The 17,743-nt window shown below is 50.9% G+C and carries 15 protein-coding genes; 7 read left to right on the top strand and 8 right to left on the bottom strand.

The genetic code is table 11. The annotated features are described in order from the left end of the window. The first annotated feature begins 117 nt into the window (after window positions 1-117). Window positions 118-591, top strand: coding sequence for a hypothetical protein (locus tag B157_RS0124665; protein ID WP_026308953.1), 474 nt, complete (start codon window positions 118-120; stop codon window positions 589-591). A 165-nt stretch (window positions 592-756) separates the two neighbouring features. Here the strand turns inward: B157_RS0124665 and B157_RS0124660 are convergent, their stop codons facing one another. Both B157_RS0124660 and B157_RS0124655 read right to left on the bottom strand, forming a co-directional pair. After that, on the bottom strand, window positions 757-1,929 hold the full coding sequence (locus B157_RS0124660) for a Gfo/Idh/MocA family protein (RefSeq protein ID WP_020605985.1): 1,173 nt from the start codon (window positions 1,927-1,929) through the stop codon (window positions 757-759). Window positions 1,930-2,156: 227 nt separating this feature from the next. Continuing rightward, entirely contained in the window at window positions 2,157-3,527 is a 1,371-nt protein-coding gene (locus B157_RS0124655) for a putative oxidoreductase C-terminal domain-containing protein (protein ID WP_020605984.1), read from the bottom strand. A 305-nt stretch (window positions 3,528-3,832) separates the two neighbouring features. Between B157_RS0124655 and B157_RS0124645 the strand changes: the two genes are divergently transcribed. Further along, window positions 3,833-5,317: an OmpA family protein gene (locus tag B157_RS0124645; RefSeq protein ID WP_020605982.1), complete on the top strand. Its 1,485-nt coding sequence runs from the start codon at window positions 3,833-3,835 to the stop codon at window positions 5,315-5,317. Window positions 5,318-5,496: 179 nt separating this feature from the next. On the opposite strand, the gene B157_RS0124640 is transcribed toward B157_RS0124645, so the two are convergent. Next, entirely contained in the window at window positions 5,497-5,706 is a 210-nt protein-coding gene (locus B157_RS0124640; protein ID WP_020605981.1) for an alkylphosphonate utilization protein, read from the bottom strand. Window positions 5,707-5,913: 207 nt separating this feature from the next. Here B157_RS0124640 and B157_RS0124635 point away from each other — a divergent pair, with 207 nt between their 5' ends. Together B157_RS0124635 and B157_RS0124630 are read left to right on the top strand one after the other, a co-directional pair. Continuing rightward, a complete protein-coding gene (locus tag B157_RS0124635; protein ID WP_020605980.1) occupies window positions 5,914-7,398 on the top strand; it encodes a hypothetical protein in 1,485 nt (494 codons plus the stop codon). Window positions 7,399-7,496: 98 nt separating this feature from the next. Continuing rightward, complete coding sequence (locus B157_RS0124630) at window positions 7,497-7,844, top strand: winged helix-turn-helix domain-containing protein (protein ID WP_020605979.1); 348 nt, start codon at window positions 7,497-7,499, stop codon at window positions 7,842-7,844. 99 nt (window positions 7,845-7,943) lie between these two features. Here the strand turns inward: B157_RS0124630 and B157_RS35975 are convergent, their stop codons facing one another. The 4 genes from B157_RS35975 to B157_RS0124610 all read right to left on the bottom strand — a co-directional run bounded on the left by B157_RS35975 (window position 7,944) and on the right by B157_RS0124610 (window position 13,850). After that, window positions 7,944-8,297 (bottom strand): hypothetical protein, encoded by a 354-nt coding sequence (locus B157_RS35975; protein ID WP_020605978.1) that lies wholly within the window; start codon window positions 8,295-8,297, stop codon window positions 7,944-7,946. A 48-nt stretch (window positions 8,298-8,345) separates the two neighbouring features. Then, window positions 8,346-11,525 (bottom strand): efflux RND transporter permease subunit, encoded by a 3,180-nt coding sequence (locus B157_RS0124620; RefSeq protein ID WP_020605977.1) that lies wholly within the window; start codon window positions 11,523-11,525, stop codon window positions 8,346-8,348. A gap of 108 nt (window positions 11,526-11,633) precedes the next feature. After that, complete coding sequence (locus tag B157_RS0124615) at window positions 11,634-12,590, bottom strand: efflux RND transporter periplasmic adaptor subunit (protein WP_020605976.1); 957 nt, start codon at window positions 12,588-12,590, stop codon at window positions 11,634-11,636. Between the two features lie 63 nt (window positions 12,591-12,653). Further along, window positions 12,654-13,850, bottom strand: coding sequence for a TolC family protein (locus B157_RS0124610; protein ID WP_245565246.1), 1,197 nt, complete (start codon window positions 13,848-13,850; stop codon window positions 12,654-12,656). A 260-nt stretch (window positions 13,851-14,110) separates the two neighbouring features. Here B157_RS0124610 and rihA point away from each other — a divergent pair, with 260 nt between their 5' ends. Next, window positions 14,111-15,049, top strand: a complete 939-nt coding sequence (rihA, locus tag B157_RS0124605) for a pyrimidine-specific ribonucleoside hydrolase RihA (protein WP_020605974.1) — start codon at window positions 14,111-14,113, stop codon at window positions 15,047-15,049. Here rihA and B157_RS0124600 read toward each other — a convergent pair whose 3' ends face one another. Further along, entirely contained in the window at window positions 15,050-15,634 is a 585-nt protein-coding gene (locus B157_RS0124600; protein ID WP_020605973.1) for a hypothetical protein, read from the bottom strand. A gap of 257 nt (window positions 15,635-15,891) precedes the next feature. Between B157_RS0124600 and B157_RS0124595 the strand changes: the two genes are divergently transcribed. Next, window positions 15,892-16,443: an NUDIX hydrolase gene (locus B157_RS0124595; RefSeq protein WP_020605972.1), complete on the top strand. Its 552-nt coding sequence runs from the start codon at window positions 15,892-15,894 to the stop codon at window positions 16,441-16,443. Next, window positions 16,440-17,636, top strand: a complete 1,197-nt coding sequence (locus B157_RS0124590) for a pyridoxal phosphate-dependent aminotransferase (protein WP_020605971.1) — start codon at window positions 16,440-16,442, stop codon at window positions 17,634-17,636. Before B157_RS0124595 ends, B157_RS0124590 begins: the two co-directional genes overlap by 4 nt. Window positions 17,637-17,743: the final 107 nt, after the last annotated feature.

The raw sequence follows: 17,743 nt of genomic DNA, 5'->3' as shown, positions 1-17,743 counted from the left end.
ATGTGAGTTCGGGGCTGGTTAGTTTTGTTTGGTTAGCACCCAAAACTACCAATTTCGGCTCATATGCCCTTTAAACGCCGGTTTTAAGAATTTCACAATCCCATAGTTCGCGTTAATATGGGAATAACAAACCCATATGTGCTGGTAGATAAGGATACGTACTATAACACGGTTTGGGCCTCTGGCGGAAGCATATCGATACCTGGGTCCATCAAAAGCCGAATTGTTCAGTACAACCTATCTTCTGACCAGGTAACGGAGGCAACAGACTTTAGTGTGCAATTGAGTAAGCAACACTATAATAATACCGATAACTTTCTGGCAGCCCAAGGCACAGATTTTCTAACAGGCTATGGATCAATCGCTAATCTAATCCTAAGGCCTGGAAGTGTAGCAGCCGACGGTTTGCTGGTCAAGGATGAATTAGTTCGGTATTCTACTCAGGATCGCAGGATAACGGCTTACTACTATATATCAGGTATCCCCAACAGCCTGGCTTACACCCAAACGCCGATCATCGTAGATAATCGCCTGTATATTTTCAATGCGTCGACTGAAAAAGGGCTTCTGACAGAAGTAGTCTTTAAATAAGGCGTGATAACCACAACTTCACCTGACAGTTTACTGAGTTCAAAATGCCTCATAAACGTAGCGGTTGTACAGGCTTGTAAGCCGCTACGTTTATGAGGCATTGGAAGTGCATTAATTCACCGGCCTACTTTCGGGCTTACTCCTGTCAATTAGTCAACCTGCCTTCTATATTTTCATGTGAATGATATCTGCCTGTTTTTGCGCTTTCAGGGCCAGTTCGGTCGCCAGGAAGCAGTGCTCCTGACTCATGGCCGTTTCGGTACGATTCAGTACGTCGTTCACCAGTTGTTCACCGTAGGGCAGTGGTTCTTTGTTACAATCCATATAGCGGGTTTCTTTCTTGTCGGTGATGTAGAGGTGATTGCCTCCTTCGTGTACGGCGGGGTCGATATTCTTGCGGATTTCGATAAAGCCATCGGTACCCAGAATCGTGAGTCGGCCATCGCCCCAGCTTTTTAGTCCGTCGGGTGTGAACCAGTCTACCCGGATGTAGCCCATGCCCTTGTCACCCCGTAGCATCACATCGCCGAAATCTTCGAGACCCGGATATTGCGGATAATGCACATTACCGACCTGAGAGGCCACAACATCCGCTTTGGTGGAGCCGGTGAAAAACAAAAACTGGTCGAACTGATGCGAGCCAATGTCGCAGATGATACCACCGTATTTGTCTTTCTCGAAGAACCATTCCGGGCGGGATTTAGGCGTCATCCGGTGCGGTCCCAGCCCAATGGTTTGAATCACGTTGCCGATGGCCCCGGCTTTTATGAGTTCACCCGCTTTTACAGTGGCCCGATTCTCGAACCGCTCGCTGTACATGATCGAGTAAATACGCTTGGTCTCCTTTTGCACCTTACGTACTTCGGCTAGTTGGTCGAGGGTGGTGATACCGGGCTTATCAGACATATAGTCTTTACCGGCTTTCATGACCCGGATTCCCAGCGGAGCACGGTCGACGGGGATACCCGCGCTCAACACCAGTTGAATCGACTTATCGTCCAGAATTTCTGCCTCACTTTTCGCCGGTTTCGCCTGTGGGTACCGTTTGGCAAAGTCAGCCATTAGTTCAGGCTCTTTGGCGTAATAGGAAACGAATTCGCCCCCACCCCGGGTCACGGCCCCAACCTGACTGTTGATGTGGCCGTGGTTCATCCCAATCACCGAAAAGCGAATTCGGGCTGCCAGCGGCAGTCCATCGCTACCCAGCACTTCAGACTTAATAATGGCCGGGGTATCCGGCGTGGATACGCCCGGCATGGAGTTGCCGATTGTGGGCAGTGTAACTAAGCCAGCCGCCGTAGCGATGGCTTCTTTGAGAAATGTACGTCGATTATCCATAATCAATTTTGAATGACAGCGTGAGTGAATGATAGAATGAGACGAACCTGTTTAAACTGTTGAAAACAAGACTAAAAGGTTCGTTTTGTCATGCTGAGGTACGAAGCATCTTGAACTTCCCCGAGTGACTCGTTAGGAAACAGTAAGATGCTTCGTACCTCAGCATGACAAAACGGTTGCTCAGGGAAATTTAAAACGTGTTCAGTACTCAAGTTCTCCATTCACAATTATTTTTTCGCTTTTTCCAGTGCCTGGGTGGTCGTGTAATATTTAGCAATCATGTTTGGTACTTCCCAGGCGGGTAGCTTGCCCGCTTTCAGGTATTCCAGGTATTTTTCGGTTACCCGGCCGAAATGGGCTTCGTGGCCTTCCTTATATTTATCGGGAATAACGATTTCCCAACCGGCCGCATTTTTCTTACTATCAACGCCCGGAAATTCCTGCTGAATTTTGGGCAGTACGGCTTTCAGCGATGCTTCCAGGTCTTTACTTCCATTGGCCGCTTCGACATACAAAGCCGGTTTATACTGTTGTTCAGCTCCCTGCCGGATAATCAGGTTGGCTTTTGTGCCGCGCATGATGGAGTAGTGCGTATCGCCCGCGCCTTCGGGGGCTTTGTAGGCCCAGGTGACGGATACTTTGGCGTGTACACCCCGAAGCTGATAGTTGATTTCGCCGTTGCTGTAGACCTTCAGGACACTGTCTTTCACCACATCTTTTTTCAGATAATCCGGAAATGCGTCCTGTTTGGTAATGGCCTTAAACTGGCTGAGTGTCATATCGGTCGTCCAGCGCCGGGCGGCTGTCAGGCTGATATCTTTCTGGTAATCAATAACCTGCTCTGGAAAACAGGCCCACTGTACCAGGTCGACCAGGTGCGTTGTTACATCAACGATGCCTTCACCCTGTTGCGCGACATCCATGAACCAGGCCGGACGGGTAAGAATACTACCCGATACATTCTTGTAAAAATGGTGAACGCTTTCTTTGGTAACGGCGGGATTTTCGAGCGTTCCTTTTTCCAGCGTACCGAACAAAGCAGGCTGCTGCGAGAAGGCCCGCTGGAGCATGGTCGTTATTTCGTACCGCTCGGTCATGATGTCGTAGAGCAGTACATTGTTCTTCTCCGCCGTGGCAAAAGCTTCTTTAAGTTCATCAAATTTCGAGGCATCGATCACCATCGGTTTATCGGCCAGTACGTTGAAACCGGCACCAACTGTTTTTAGTATATAGTCGGTTTTTAGTCGATTGTTACCCGCCATCACCACTACGTTCCCCGCCTTTTCGGCAATCATCTTGTCCAGAAAATCGGGGCCTTTGTACACAACCTCTTTCCAGTGGGTCGGATTCTCGGGGCGTGTGTTATAACCCTCAATCTTATCGAGATGGAGTTGCAGGTCAGGCCCGTCGGGCGCGTACACGTGTACGACAGAGTCAACATCCGGGTACATGGTTTTCTGCACCAGGGCGGCATGAAAATGGCCGGGGTCCAGGGTAATCAGCCGGAAGGCAGCTTTGGTAGTATCGGTTTTTTCGGCCGACTGGCAGGCTGTTAATAAGGTAGCCATAAGGAGGCTGCTGGCAAGGGGGAGTTTCATCAAGCAGAGTTAGTTATTTTGGTTTTGGTGGGTGGCATTCCGGTTTATGCCGGGATGCCACAGCGGGGTGTGGGTTATTTTCGGCTGACGTATGAGATAACTATTATTTTTTCGGTTGACATAATCGAGGGGATCATAAACGACTCTTATATTACCGTAAGCGGATATACTGCTGTTTTTACTAATCACCCGTTTGGCATCCCCGTTTTACGGTAGCTGTATTTTAAACCTTTCCCCCTGTAGAGCGTCTTATGAGTCAGGTTGTTAACAGCCTTTTTATTAACCACTTTTCACTACTTCTCCCCATGTGGCAACGTCCTTTGGTTTTTATTTTTCTGACCAGTCTTCTGGCTTCCTGTATGAGCGGCTCTTACCCGTCCGGCTCGCCATCGGGAGGAGGGCAGTCATCACCCGATGACACGTACCCCAGCACGGGCAGTACCTACCCAAACTCCAGAAGGCAGTACCCTGATTCCAGAAGCCAGACGCCCAATTCCGGCAGTCAGTACCCTAATTCCAGAAGCCAGTATCCAAACTCCCGAAGTCAGTATCCCAATTCTGGCAACTCGTACCCTAACGTCAACAATCAGACCGGCAGTGGCCGTTCTGCCGATCCCGGTATAACGGTAAACAGCATACGGCTAACGCAGGAGTATACCATTCTGGATTTGACGTACATAGACAGAAGCAAGCCGAGAAAAGATCAGAACGGCCGCCCTTTGTCAACAAACACCATCGGTTTCGACCCGAACGCGTATCTGGTATCGGCCAATGGAGCCAGAACATTTGGATTCGTAAAAGTGGAAGGTATTCCCGTAAAGCGGGAACAGGTAGACCGGAACACCGGCAAATCAGTATTAGTGGGCATGACTACCTTTCCTGGCGACCAGGTTACTTTCTCCCTCTATTTTCAGCGACTGGACAGAGGGCTGGAAAATTTCGACCTGTTCGAGTGCGTTAGTGACCAATATACCTGTTGGAACATTTACAACCTGCACGTTAACAACCCGGCCGATGACGTCGTTTATTCGCCCCCGACTACCCCAAGGCCCGTGCCTAATCTACCCAGAAAACCGACGTCCCAACTCCCGCCCGCACCTACCGGCAATTCGGGCGGGGAAATGGAAACGCCAAAACCGAACATACCCACTCCGGCTCCCGTAGCAACCATCGTGACGGTGTCGGGCATTGTAAGCGATGCCAAAAACAGGCGGCCCGTTACGGCTACCATCGACTATCAGCTATCGGCCAGTAAGCAGGCTATTGATTCCGTACAGAGTTTTGCCTCAACGGGCGCCTATCGGATGAGCCTTAACAAAGGGCAGGTGTACACCTACGTGGTATCGGCGCGGGGCTACCAGTCTACCAGCGGGGTGCTGGATTTGAGCAAAACAGCCGGGGGGCAGAAACTAACGCGCGACATTGCCCTGACGCCTTTGGCCGTAGGTGATAAAGTGACGCTGAAAAACGTCTACTTCGAAATGTCGAAGTCCGATTTACTGTCGGCTTCTTTTGCCGAACTGGATAAGCTGGTGGGTATGATGCAGGATAACCCCAACATGACCATCCGGCTGGAAGGTCATACCGACGTCATCGGTGACCACGACAAGAATCTCCAGCTTTCTCAGGACAGGGTCATCGCCTGTCAGCGTTATCTGGTTCAGAAAGGCATCAGCATCGACCGTATTCAAACAATCGGGTATGGAGATACGCGCCCCATTCTGACCAAGGGTACGGATGAAGACCGCAAAATCAACCGCCGGGTTGAGTTTGCCATTCTGACTCTTTGATAAAAGACTTGTCTTCCCTTCTTGAAGAGATAGCAAGGCGACTTTCTGTCATTTCTCCGCAGCCGGGGCGCCGGGGCGTGAAATGACAGAAAGTCGAACGCATCAACGCGCATTTATTGATGCTCTTATCGTGTACCAGACGCAAAGAGCGCTCCTGAAGTGTTATGGCAAGGTCTATGCTAGATTTTTTGCAGAAACATCGTCTTCAGTACCATTGTCGTTTTTTCTATTCGCCCCTCAATTTCTTCCGCATCTCCTGTAAGCCTGATATTTTTCACGACTGTGCCTCTTTTCAGAATCGTGGATGCCCCTTTCACCTTCAAATCTTTCGTCAGTTTAACCGAGTCACCCTCAGTAAGGGTAGCTCCGTTAGTGTCTCTTACATCCATATTCTTCCTTTTTAATACCCTGCAAATGTAGGTAAAAGCGCGAACCTTACGGGAAACGTAAAGTCTACCAGTATCGCAGCTGCTCTGTTGGCCTATATTACCTGACAGATGGACTAGTTTACCGGAGTAAAACGGGAAATCCACCCTTGCAAAGCAGCGGGTATCTAGCCAATTTTAGCGTTTAAACCCGTTAACCAATCACACTTTATGCTAAAACTATTCACCATCGGCGATAGCATCAGCCAGGGATTTATGTCGGGGGCGGCTGCCCGTACAGACCTGTGCTATTCAACACTACTGGCTAACGTGCTCGGGATAGCAGACTATAAATACCCCGACTGGCCGGAAGGAGGCTTGCCGGTCAATATAGAAGGACTATTCAGGTTACTCGAGAAAGACTATGGTTCGGAGATCAATACCCTTGAATGGACACTGGCTTTCGCGGCCACCATACCCCGGTTTCTGGACAAGGTAGAAGCCTTCTACGAGCGGGGTGATTACGCAGCTGACAAACCTTACCCGGACAAGGCAATTTCGTATTTTCATAACGTGGCCGTGCGGGGCTTTAACGTATCCGATGCCTGGCTCATCGACGGCGCTTACTGCCAGCGAAAAATTAAGGAGAGTGGTACGAAAGATGATTTCTACGCAGCCCCGAACGAATCGCTGGTACGAACAGCCCTGAAAGTGCTGAACCCCTCACTCAAGAAAGAACACAGCACCAAATCGCAACTGGACTGGCTGAACTACCACGTTCAAAACGGCGGTGTCGAAAATGTAATCATCTGGTTAGGAGCCAATAATGCGCTGGGCACCATTGTCGATTTAAGTATCAACTACACACCCGGGCTGGGCAAAACGGCTGCTCTCAGCCGCGACAAAATACTGGAGAATGGCTGGAACTTGTGGCACCCAACCGATTTTGCGGCTGACTATAAAATGCTCCTCGATAAAATTGATACGGCTCTGGCGGGCACTACTACAAAGGTTTTTCTGGCTACCGTTCCGCTGGTAACCATTGCACCTTTGGCGAAGGGCGTTGGTGAAACATTTGAGGTGAAAATCATGAACGATGACGGCACTGACGATACGGTAACGTATTTTAAATACTACACCTACTTTCCGTTCGATGAGGCATACGCATTCAAGACCGGCATTAACCTCAGTTTCACGCAGGCTCTCCATGTCGATAACTGCATACGGGCGTACAATAAAACCATCAAAAATTTGATAGCAGAACGGAACAACCAGCAGCCGGGACGTTATCATCTGGTAGATATGGCCAATGTACTCGACAACCTAGCCTTCAAGCGCAACAATGGCGTTCCCTGTTATAAGTTCCCGCCTTATTTTCAGTTCAAATACCCAACACCAAACACCAAGTACTACCACGCAGACACGGAAGGAAACCTGAAACAGGGCGGCATCTTCTCCCTCGACGGCGTTCACCCAACCGCCATTGCACATGGCCTCATTGCCTATGAGTTTCTGAAGGTAATGAAACAGGCTAACGTACCCGGAGCTAACCCCAACGGTTTAGACTGGGAGGCTATTTTTGCCTCCGACCGGCTTTATCAGGAGCCTATCAAAATTATGCACGAAGTATATGACAATACGCACCTTGCGGAGTGGGTATTGCGCTTTGCAAAAGGATTCCATCGGGAAGAAACCAAACGCGAGAAGGAGGGTTGACGTTGTTGAGCGCGTACGACTGGGGGCGCCGTTCATTAGGTTATCGGCAAAAAAACAGGCACGTTTGTACTGTCCCTTAACCAACGTCTGCTCCTGATATGCACCTCCGTATCAACGGCCGCATCTGGCTCGAAACAACCGCTGCCGATACCACGCAACGATTTATGGGTATTGGCCGGCTTGAATTACTTGATCATATCCAGCGTACCGGCTCCATCAATCAGGCCGCCAAGGCCATGAAGATGTCCTACAAGCGAGCCTGGGAACTGGTTCATTCCATGAATACGCAGGCCGGTACTCCCCTGGTAACGACCCAAACCGGGGGCGAAAAAGGTGGAGGTGCTATCGTGACCGAAACCGGCGAAGCGTACCTTACCTATTACCGCGCCCTCCACGAACGCTTCCAGCAGTTTCTGACTGACGAACTGACTAACCTACCCCGCTAGCGAAGTTGTTGGCGGGGTGCGGCAACAGTATCGGTAAGGTGGTTACAGACAGAGAAATGATTCAGCTGCCCATTATCTGCCGACATTCAGGCAGGCACTCTATTTTTTATACCTGAAAGCCAGATAGTTAACAACTACGGGATAATAAGTGCCGTCATTAATTCGGTACGCACCATTGGCCCCCAGCTTTTGGCAATCATCTCTAAGTTGTTGTTTGACTACCTCATCTATACGCAAGCCAACTCCGCTTTCTATACGAATTGTAACGACACCCAATTGCTCAATGTCGGATGGTATGTCGCGCTCCAGCAAAAAGATCTTCACGTCCGAACTATCGGGCATCTGGCTACTCTGCCCCTGAGCAACTGGTTTAATCCTGGACGTAACACAAGCCGAGAAAATCGTACTGACCAGCATCATAACAACCATTAATTTCAATGAAAACAGTCTCATAATATTCTGTTTTTTAGTCGGTTACCCCCCCTTACAGGGCTGAAACGCCTAAATCTCCGTTCCTTCTTCAATCGCTTCCGGTTCAGGTTTGCCTTCTTCGTCCAGCACAACGCGCTTGCGGTTGCGGTTGACCAGGTAGAACAGGGGCGGAATAATCAACGGGGCGAAAAACAGCGTGGTGGTTAGCCCGCCGATGATAACCGTTGCCAAAGGCCGCTGCACGTCGGAGCCGATACCGCTCGAAATAGCTGCCGGTACCAGACCGATGATGGCGACTACCATGATGGCCATAATAGCCCGAAACTGCTCCTGTGCCGTTTCGATGGTGATTTCTTTCAGCGATTTGCTCATATCAGTCAAGTTCCGGTTCAGGGCCGACACCAGCAGCACGCCCGCCATAACCGAAATACCGAAGATACTCACAAAGCCCACACCCGCCGAAACGTTGAAGTTGTACCCCCGCAGCAGTAAGGCCCCGATACCACCCGCCAGCGCAAATAGCAGACAGGTAAGTGTAAGCAGCGTATCGCGCACGTTGCCATAGAGCATAAACAGAAATAGAAAAACCACCACGATCGTGAGCGGAATAGAGATAGCCAGTTGACCGCCCGCCCGTTCAAGGTTTTCGTACTGACCACCATAGATGATACTATAGCCTTCGGGAATTTTAACGTGCTCACGTACTTTCTGGCTGATTTCAGTTACGAAACCACCCTGGTCGCGACCCCGAATATTGGTGCGCACCGTCACCATGCGCTTGCCATTCAGCCGGTAAATATTCGTCTGGCCCTGTACGTACCGGATATCAGCGAGTTCATTCATGGGAATGAGCGCGCCCGTGGCCGATGGTACCTGCAATTGCCTGACTGCGTCAATACTACCCCGGCTTTCGGGCGTGAAGCGAACAATGATATCGTACCGTTTGGCTTCGTCGTAAATGGTCCCGATGGCTTTGCCACCGATGGCCGCTTCAATCAGATTCTCGATTTCAGCCACATTGATGCCGTAACGGGCAGCCGCCGGGCGGTTGATTTTGATGGCCAACTGGTCCTGAGGACCTTCCTGCTCGATATTTACGGACACGGCCCCATCCATCTTTTTCACCAAAGCGGCAATGCTGTCGGCTTTGGCCCGCATCAGCGTCAGGTCATTACCCACGATGGAAATGGCTAAATCGGCCGCACTACCGGTTACAATTTCCATCACCTGGTCAATAATTGGCTGACCCGATGAGAAGAACGCACCCGGAAACGTTTCCTGCAATTCGCTCTGCATGGACCGGACGATTTCTTTCTTGGATATACTGTCCGACCAGGTACTATAGTCTTTCAGACCCACCAGAATTTCGGTACGGTCGCTCGGAAATGGGTCAGTACCGTCGTCGTTGCGTCCGGCCTGGGTAATGACGAAGCTAACGGGTTTGTATTTGCTGATGATGTCGCGAATTTTGGGCGATATCTTGGCGTTTTCCTGAATCGTAATACCCGATGGCATAAAGGCCCGCATGAATATAGACCCTTCGTCCAACTCGGGCAGGAACTCGGTGCCGAGCTTCAGCCCGAAGCCAATCATAACCAGCACAACAATCATCCCCACAGCCACCACCAGTTTCGGTACGCGAAACAACGTCGAGATCAACAACCACTTGTACCCCCGTTCTAAGGGTGTGAGCAGGAAGTTTTTGTACTCCTTCAACGGCTTTCCACCGGGCGTGAGTACTTTACGAAAAGCAAACGAAATCAGTACCGGAATCACCGTCATGGCGCAGATGAGCGACCCGATTACAGCAAACGACAACGTAAGTGCCATGGGGGAAAACAGCTTACCTTCTACCCGCTGCATCAACAAAATGGGTAGATAAGCCAGAATGATGATGGTGACGGAGAAGAAAATTTCCCGGGCTACCTCCTTCGCCGAGTTTGTCGTGACAGGCACAATACCAACGTCCCGGTCGCTGGGTCGGCTGTGGCGGTATCGGTGGATGAGGTGTACCGCCATCACGCTGGCCCCGTCTACAATAATTCCGAAGTCGATGGCGCCCAAGGACAGCAGGTTGGCTGGAATACCCGCTAATTTCATCAGGATGAAGGCGAACAGTAGTGAGAAGGGAATGGTGACCGTCACGACCAGAGCCGCCCGCAAACTACCCAGAAACAGCACGAGCAGAAGGGTAACGATGGCAACTCCTTCAATGAGCGTATGCGCTACCGTTTCCAGCGAGTGGTCAATCAAAAAACCCCGGTCGTAGAGTACCCGCAGGTGAACGCCTTTGGGTAGTTCCCGCGCTTCGAGGTCGGCAATTTTCTCCTTCAGCAATTCCAGCACCTCACTGGGGTTTTCGCCCCTCCGCAGCAGGACAATGCCTTCCGTTGCGCCTACTACATCTAGTTTTTCGTCGGGAATGCGGTAGCCCAGGATACCCGATGGCGAAGGCGGATTGATTTCCACGCTGGCCACATCACGCAACAGTACGGGTACGCCTTCGTTGGCTTTGAGCACAATATTCTGCACATCGTCGGGTGATTTGAGCGCACCCAGCCCACGCACGGCAAAGCCTTGTCCTCCCCGTGCCAGAATGTTCCCCCCCGTGTTCTGGTTGTTTTTCTGAACAGCATCAATCACCTCCTGTAAGGTGATGTCGTACTTACGGAGTTTGGCCGGGTCGGGAATAACCTGATATTGTTTAATGGGGCCGCCAAACGTGGTAACGTCGGCCAGACCCGGCACCTGTAGCAGTTGCGGAATAATGACCCAGTCCTGCAAATCGCGCAACTGCATGGGCGTCATACTGGCCGGGGCCTCGATCACATAGCGGTAAATTTCACCCACCGCCGTGGTGAGCGGGGCTAATTCGGGCGAAACACCATCGGGTAGTTGGGCACTACTGAGCCGTTCGATAATCTGCTGCCGGGCAAAGTAGTCCGTCACGGTTTCATCGAAGTTCAGCTGCACTACCGATAGCCCGAAGATAGTTCGGGAACGACGGTCAGTTACGTGCGGCACGTTGTTGAGAACCCGCTCAATCGGGATGGTGACCTGTTGCTCTACTTCCTCGGCGGCACGACCATCGTACTTGGAAATGATGATGACGTTGGTATCGGCAATGTCCGGGTAGGCTTCAATCTTGAGCAGTTTGAAGCACCAGAGGCCCAGGCCCATAACCGCTACAGCCAGCCCAACGACCGCCCAGCGATTGCGAAGGGAAAATGTTATTAGTTTCTGAATCATTCGTTCTACGAATGATGAATAACAAATGATGAATGTTTACGCCAACAGTATCCGCCGGTTCGCCGGTGTGGTCAGTCCAATTCATCATTTTTCATGCATCATTCCCTTTTAATAGCCAAAACTTAACCCTTTCAATTGCATCACGTTTTCTACCACAACCTGGTCGTTATCGGTCAGACCGCCCTGTACTACCACACGGTCGTCACGTTGCTGACCAAGCTGAACGGCCCGGCGTTCAATGGTCTTGTGGCCGGTCTGAACAAAAACATAATCACTGCCCTGAACCGTAACGATCGCATCGCGCGAGACGGTCATGGCATTACCCTCTGCAATACCAAACTGAACGGTGGCAAACATGCCCGCTTTCAGCCGACCATCGGGGTTGGCAACGGAGATGCGGAGTTTGATTTGCCGGGTTGTATTGTCCACGTAGTCGTTCACGTTGTCGATTCGACCCATGAATTTTTCATTCGGGAACGCTGTAAAATTGAGCGTACAGACCAGTCCTTTACGAATACTACCGAACTGATTTTCAGGAATTTCACAAACGACCAGTATCGTGTTCGGAGCCGCCTGGCGGAGTTCTTTGGGGTCGAAACCAGCCAGTTTCAGGGTAGCCTCATCCGAAATAATAGCCGCTTCTTCATTGGCCAACTGCGTTTGGGCTTCAATCACTTCTTTTCCCGATGCCGCGCCATGAGCCTGTAAATCACGCACCCGCTCCAGGTTGCCACGTTCCATCTGAATATTAATCCGATGCTGCAAAATGGCGGTGTAGTTATTCGACAGGCCAGGTTCATCAAACAGGACGAGCCGCTCGGACGGATTCTCTACCGACCGGACGACCATAGCCGCTACGTGGCCCGGTGCCGAAAAATCAGTACGAATCGCCGACGCACGGGCAGCCTGCGTGGTAAAAGCGCGTATCATGACCGAATCAGGAAACGTAATCTTGCTACCGTCCGCACTTATTTCCGGTCGTGGTATCGACTGCACAACGGGCTTTGGCTTTTCCTTGCAGGCAGTAGCCAGCAAAGCCAGCAGGAGAATTGAATATAGTTTCATATTTTTTTTAATAGAGAATGGACAATGGAAGGAGCCGGGCGCATTATCCATTCATTATTCACTCTAGTAGGCATTTATCTGCCCGGTGGCGTAAATAAGCCGGACGTAGTTTAGTCGGTAGGTATAAAGAATCTGATAATAAGCGGTTTGCGTATCGAACCACGAACTTTGTGCCTGGAGCAGGTCAATAAGTGTGGTGGCTCCGCGCAGATACGCATAGCGAACCGACGTGAGCACCCGGTCAGCATCCCGACGAATGTCGACGTAGCGATTGACGTTTTCCCGACTCGTCACGAACGATTGATAGGCAGTTTGTACTTCTGCCCGGATACGCGCCTGTACCAAGGATGACGCTTGCCCCGCCTGTTCCTGCAACACCCTCGACTTCTGAATTTCGCCCTGGTTCCGGCTGTACACCGGCAACTCAAGCGTTAGAAACACACCTGCATAGGGTACTGAATTCTGCGGGTTCCAGATAAGACCTGCTTCGTTACGTGGTTTGGCCAATACCTGCTGGAGGTCGATATTTCGCCGGGCCGCTTCGAGATTGGCTTCGGCTACCCGCACGTCCGTTCTATTGGTTGAAGCCAGTTGCAACAGACTATCGGCACTGGCCGTTACGTTCGGGTATAGGGCCAGTGGGTTATTAAAAACCGGGCTGATAATGGAGTCGTTCAGGAACACATTGACACTATCGGCCGAGCCTACCACTAATTGCAGTTCATTCAGGCGGTTGCGGAACTCCTGCCGGGCCGTACGGGTCTGAATGGCGTACTGGTCCGAAATCAACTGAGTCCTGGCAAGGTCGGTACTGGTAATGGCCAGATTTTTGAGCCGCACTTTATTTAACTGCACCAGCGTATCGACGTTGGCTTTGGCCCGTTGCAGCAGGGCGAGTTGAATGCGGGCATACCAGGCATCCAGAAACCGGTTGGCCGCATCGAACAGCAAATTGCGCTCCGTTTCAGCTACGCTCCGGACGGCCAGATTCGTGTTGGCTTCGGCAAATCGATTGCGGTATGTGCGTTTGCCATAAATATCGAATTCTTTGGTGGCCTGTAACCAGAACTGCCGACGCTGTCGATTTAGCAACCCAACATTTTCAATACCGGGAACCGGCGTATTGCTTAGCTGAAATAGCGTCTGATTGTTCAAAACAGGATTAGGACGGAGGTTGGCCGTGGTCTGGTCGGCCTGAGCAGCATTGATATTGAATCGCTCGACGCGCAACGCTGGGCTATTTTCACGAACTTGCTGCAACGTCTGTTGCAAGGTCAGAATTCTCTGTGCAAAAGCGGGTACAGGAAGTACACAGATTAACAGCAGTTTAATAATTATTTTTCGCGGAATCATTCTACGTGTAAAGACAATACAAACCAACACTATTTACGGCCCAAAACCCCCGTTTATCAATTAAAACATCTTAAAATTACTATTAAAAGGTAGTTAAAATTACTTACTAGTAAATTGAGTAATAGCTCCTGTATCCAAATCAGTTAGTACACTTTCTGTAAAAGTCAATGAAAAAGTTATCTATACTTATCGACTGCGATCCTGGCCACGATGATGCCGTGATGCTGATGCTGGCCATTGGCTGCAATCTATTTGATATTAAGGCAATTACAACATCGGCTGGCAACCAGACGCAGGCGAAAACCCTGAAAAATGCGCTAAAAATTCTGCAATTACTGGAAACCGACATTCCGGTGTACAAAGGATGCGATAAGCCACTCTTTCGTAACCTGATTATTGCCGACTATGTGCACGGCGAAATGGGCCTGGATGGGCCGTCTCTTCCCGAACCAACGCACCAACCTGAATCCCAGTCGGCAGTAGAAGCGATAGCCCGGATTCTGATGGACAGCCCGGAGAAAATTACCATCGTGCCAACGGGTCCACTAACCAATATTGCCACGTTTCTGCTGGCTTACCCACACCTGAAGCCCAAAATTGAACGGATTTCGCTGATGGGCGGTGGTGCTTTCCGGGGTAACATGACGCCAACGGCCGAGTTCAACATCTACGTCGACCCCGAAGCGGCCGCCGTTGTGTTCAGTTCCGGCGTACCCATTACCATGTGTGGCCTGGATGTAACGCACAAAGCATTGGTTTTTCAGGAAGATATTAACCGGTTTCGGGCCATTGGGAATAAGACGGGGCAGGTAGTGGCCGAATTGATGGACTTCTTCTCCATTTTTTACCGGCGCGAACGGCCGGAACTAAACGGCGGGGCAGCCCTGCACGACCCCTGCGCCATTGCCTGGCTCATTGACCCAACAATGTTTACATCAAAGCCCTGTTACGTAGCGGTTGAAACAACGGGGACATTGACGACGGGAACTACCGTTGTCGATTTTTTTGACATACTCAAACAACCGCCCAACACTGAAGTCGTGTACGACATCGACCGGGAGCGATACATGAATTTGATTTACGAAGCCGTCCAGAAACTCCCGTAGTTAAAACCAGGGGCGCCTGACTTTAAATGAACGTTTCAACCCACTCAGTAGCAGGAACGCACCAACGATACCAAAAATAATAGCCAGTATCGTAATATGCAGAATGGCGAACAAAACGGCTACCAGAATAACCAGTACCGATGCTTTGAGCTTCCAGCTAATGCGTTGCCACCAGTTAAGTTCCGGGCGTAGTTTCATGCCCAGGCCCTGCCTAATCTGATTGCCCAGTTTAAGTTTTTTCTTCGGTTTGGGTTGCGGTTGCTGCGGGGTATTCCTTTGGGCTGACGCTTCCAGCAATAATTGAGTCTGGGCTATCCGGTGATGGAGTCGGCTGCTCGTTTCCGGAATCGGTTCGCGGCTTTGACGGGCTACAGCCTGACTAGCCGGGGCGGGTGGTTCAGCCACCGGAGGGTTCTCCCGAACAGATGGATCGGGGGCGGTGCTGATCTCAGAAACCAGCGCAGGCTTAGCCGATAGTCTGGCTGCTGCAGGATGGGATGTCGGTTGAAAATAGGCAGTAGGCCGATGGCAGGAAAACAGGAAAAGAAATGCCGCGGCAACGGCGGGGGAAATCAGTTTTTTCATCAGGTCGCAACTAATACAAACCAAAGGTAAAGCGGCAAAAGTCCACTTTACAACGAATCGGACGGGACGGTTAATATGAAACCAACAAAAAAGCCGTGATTTCAGCCGCATTTTTTGCCGGGTTATCGTACCCGGCAGCCTAAGAAATCACCCGTTACCACCACCAGACCCGCAAACATGGGTTGCTGCACCAGAACGGGAACAATACATATACGTTGCCGATACATTAGTCCATTCGGTCTCATTACCTTTGCGGCATGAATCCCGACAACGACCCCCGGCCCTGGCAGGTTGAAGCCTCTGAATACATTCATCAACTGCCCTGGTTTACCGTTCGCAAAGACGCTATTCGTATGGAAGGCGGTGGTGTCATCCCCGATTATTTTGTTCTTGAATACCCCAACTGGGTAAATGTAGTAGCCGTTACGACCGATAAGGAACTAGTCCTGATTCGGCAATACCGGCACGGCATTGCCGGTGTTCACTACGAGCTTTGCGCGGGAGTTATCGACCCCGGCGAAGACCCCCTGGTATCGGCTCAGCGCGAATTACTGGAAGAAACGGGTTTTGGCAACGGAGAGTGGCAACCCCTGATGACCCTCTCTGCCAATCCCGGCACGCACGCCAATCTGACCTATTCGTTTCTGGCAACGGGTGTTCAGAAAGTAAAACCCCAGCACCTGGAAATCACGGAAGAAATTACCGTCCATGTCGTTTCTCCCGAACGGGCTATGGCCATTATCGACAATGGGGAGATGATGCAGTCACTTCATCTGGCTCCGTTGCTGAAATACCTCTCAAAACTATGATTATCCCGCTCGCCCACCGCGCCAGCCAAACGCAGGAATATTATTTTTCCGTCAAACTGGCCGAAGTCCGCCAACTACAGGCCGCCGGTCATGACATCATCAATCTGGGTATTGGCAATCCGGATATGATGCCCTCGGCCAATACGCTCGACACACTGACCCGGTCGGCCCAGCAACCCACGTCGCACGGCTACCAGCCGTACAAAGGCACCCCGCCCCTTCGGCAGGCTATTGCCCGGTTTTACAGCCATACCTACGGCGTTACGCTGGACCCCGACACGGAAATATTACCCCTGATAGGCTCCAAAGAAGGCATTACGCATATTTCCCTGACCTTTTTGAATGAGGGAGATAGCGTACTGGTTCCCGAATTAGGCTATCCGGCTTACCGGGCCGTCAGCCAGATGGTGGGTGCCAGCGTGCTGGAATATCCTCTGCTGGAATATCAGGGCTGGCAACCCGACTGGCAGGCAATGGCCGATCTGGTTATGAATGATGCGTCGGGGAAACGGACGAAAATTGTCTGGCTAAACTACCCGCACATGCCCACCGGTGCGCCCGCTACCCATGCGCTGTTTGAACAGGCCGTTCGGTTTGCGCACGACCATAAAATTCTGCTCTGTCACGACAATCCTTACAGCCTGATTCTCAATAAGAAGCCACCCATCAGTCTACTCTCTATTGACGGGGCGAAGGAAGTAACTGTCGAATTAAATTCACTGAGTAAGTCGCACAACATGGCGGGTTGGCGCATGGGCTGGATGGCGGCTTCCAAACCCTATGTGGATGCCGTACTGACCATCAAGAGCAATATTGACTCCGGGCAATTCAAACCCCTGCTGGATGCAGCGACCGAAGCCCTCACCAACTCCGACGACTGGCACCGCGAACGCAACGCCGTGTATCAGGGTCGGCTGGATGCCGTTCACACGTTTCTGGATACGCTGGGCTGTACGTACACAACAGACCAAGAAGGGCTGTTCATCTGGGCCAAACTCCCCGACACAGTAGCATCGGCTGAGCACTTTGTGAATGAGTTACTACTACAAAAACACGTATTCATTGCACCGGGCTTCATTTTTGGCCCTAAAGGAAGCCGGTACGTGCGGGTATCGCTATGCGTGAACGAGGAGCGTATCAACGAAGCAGTAGGGCGTCTGAACCATTCTGAACCAAGATTTTCACAGGATTAAAAAGATTAAACAGGATGTGCTGGTTATAAATTTTACACAATGGAAGGTAGGAAAACACCAGTAACTGATGACCTGACCGGCCGGGTTATTGGATGTGCTATGGAAGT

The organism is Spirosoma spitsbergense DSM 19989, from assembly GCF_000374085.1.
Taxonomy (GTDB): Bacteria; Bacteroidota; Bacteroidia; order Cytophagales; family Spirosomataceae; genus Spirosoma; species Spirosoma spitsbergense.
Note: the sequence above shows the minus strand (reverse complement) of the source record. Positions and strands in the feature narration are given on the sequence as shown.

Coding starts and splice junctions, on each gene's coding strand:
- B157_RS0124665 (WP_026308953.1), top strand. CDS start 118: ATGGGAATAACAAACCCATATGTGCTGGTAGATAAGGATACGTACTAT.
- B157_RS0124660 (WP_020605985.1), bottom strand. CDS start 1,929: ATGGATAATCGACGTACATTTCTCAAAGAAGCCATCGCTACGGCGGCT.
- B157_RS0124655 (WP_020605984.1), bottom strand. CDS start 3,527: ATGAAACTCCCCCTTGCCAGCAGCCTCCTTATGGCTACCTTATTAACA.
- B157_RS0124645 (WP_020605982.1), top strand. CDS start 3,833: ATGTGGCAACGTCCTTTGGTTTTTATTTTTCTGACCAGTCTTCTGGCT.
- B157_RS0124640 (WP_020605981.1), bottom strand. CDS start 5,706: ATGGATGTAAGAGACACTAACGGAGCTACCCTTACTGAGGGTGACTCG.
- B157_RS0124635 (WP_020605980.1), top strand. CDS start 5,914: ATGCTAAAACTATTCACCATCGGCGATAGCATCAGCCAGGGATTTATG.
- B157_RS0124630 (WP_020605979.1), top strand. CDS start 7,497: ATGCACCTCCGTATCAACGGCCGCATCTGGCTCGAAACAACCGCTGCC.
- B157_RS35975 (WP_020605978.1), bottom strand. CDS start 8,297: ATGAGACTGTTTTCATTGAAATTAATGGTTGTTATGATGCTGGTCAGT.
- B157_RS0124620 (WP_020605977.1), bottom strand. CDS start 11,525: ATGATTCAGAAACTAATAACATTTTCCCTTCGCAATCGCTGGGCGGTC.
- B157_RS0124615 (WP_020605976.1), bottom strand. CDS start 12,590: ATGAAACTATATTCAATTCTCCTGCTGGCTTTGCTGGCTACTGCCTGC.
- rihA (WP_020605974.1), top strand. CDS start 14,111: ATGAAAAAGTTATCTATACTTATCGACTGCGATCCTGGCCACGATGAT.
- B157_RS0124600 (WP_020605973.1), bottom strand. CDS start 15,634: ATGAAAAAACTGATTTCCCCCGCCGTTGCCGCGGCATTTCTTTTCCTG.
- B157_RS0124595 (WP_020605972.1), top strand. CDS start 15,892: ATGAATCCCGACAACGACCCCCGGCCCTGGCAGGTTGAAGCCTCTGAA.
- B157_RS0124590 (WP_020605971.1), top strand. CDS start 16,440: ATGATTATCCCGCTCGCCCACCGCGCCAGCCAAACGCAGGAATATTAT.